General features: G+C 57.6%; 1 protein-coding gene. It reads left to right on the top strand.

Annotated features, from left to right (window positions below):
- Window positions 1-17 precede the first annotated feature (17 nt).
- On the top strand, window positions 18-1,187 hold the full coding sequence (locus B0W55_RS29340) for an IS256 family transposase (protein ID WP_077049380.1): 1,170 nt from the start codon (window positions 18-20) through the stop codon (window positions 1,185-1,187).
- The last annotated feature ends 62 nt before the right edge of the window (window positions 1,188-1,249 follow it).

The raw sequence follows: 1,249 nt of genomic DNA, 5'->3' as shown, positions 1-1,249 counted from the left end.
TTTTCGCTACTCCGCTGATGACCGCAGAAGCCATCGAAGAGGCCTCTGCGGCATTCAAGAAGGCGCTGATTGAGCGAGCCCTGAACGCCGAGCTGGGTCATCACCTGGGTTATCCTCCGGGCGCGCAGCGCCCTGAGGATGAAACCAACCAGCGCAACGGCAAGAGCGGTAAGACGGTACTTACCGGTGATGGGCCGCTGCGACTGGATATCCCTCGTGACCGGAATGGCAGCTTTTCGCCCATTCTGATCCCCAAGCATGAGCGCCGTTACACCGGTTTCGACGACAAGATCATCGCCATGTATGCCCGTGGGATGACAGTCAGAGAGATCCGGGCTTTTCTTTCCGAGCAGTACGGAACAGAGGTCTCGCCCGACTTCATCAGCTCCGTGACAGACGAAGTCATGGAAGAGATCGGCACGTGGCAACAGCGCCCTCTGGAGCCGATGTACCCGGTCATTTTCTTCGATGCGCTGCGTGTAAAAATTCGCGAAGAAGGCCTGGTACGCAACAAGGCCATCTACTTGGCGCTAGGCGTTCTACCCGACGGGACGCGCGATATCCTGGGAATCTGGATCGAGAACACCGAGGGTGCAAAGTTCTGGATGAAGGTGTTCAACGACCTCAAGACACGTGGCGTCGAGGACGTGCTGATTGCCGTGACCGACGGCCTCAAGGGCATGCCAGAGGCTCTTGGCGCGGTGTTTCCAGAGACCACGTTGCAGACATGCATCGTGCACCTGATCCGCAACAGCCTTGATTTCGCGGCCTGGGACAAGCGGCGAGCACTAGCCAAAGCCCTCAAGCCGATCTACCAGGCCATCAGCGCCGAAGCGGCTGAGCAAGCACTCGATGAGTTTGAGAGCGGGCCGTGGGGAGAGAAATATCCAACGGTGGTGGCTGCTTGGAGACGTGCCTGGGATCGAGTGATTCCGTTCTTTGTCTTCCCGCCGGCCATCCGGAAGGTGATCTACACCACCAATGCCATCGAAAGCATCAACGCCCAGCTACGCAAGATCATCAAGACCAGAGGCCATTTCCCGAATGATGACGCAGCGACCAAACTGATCTGGTTGGGACTGCGTAATATCACAGCGAACTGGGGCTCAGCGGCACATGATTGGAAGAGCGCGATGAATCAATTCGCGATTTTGTACGGTGATCGGTTCATCAGGCCGACCTGGTGAAAATCAGGGCCTGCCTGACGGCAGGCCGCTACCGGCCCGCACACAAAAAAACTGACACTCCC

Source organism: Pseudomonas sp. KK4, assembly GCF_001984065.1.
Classification (GTDB): domain Bacteria; phylum Pseudomonadota; class Gammaproteobacteria; order Pseudomonadales; family Pseudomonadaceae; genus Aquipseudomonas.
This window is presented reverse-complemented; position numbering and strand designations above follow the sequence as displayed.

Coding starts and splice junctions, on each gene's coding strand:
- B0W55_RS29340 (WP_077049380.1), top strand. CDS start 18: ATGACCGCAGAAGCCATCGAAGAGGCCTCTGCGGCATTCAAGAAGGCG.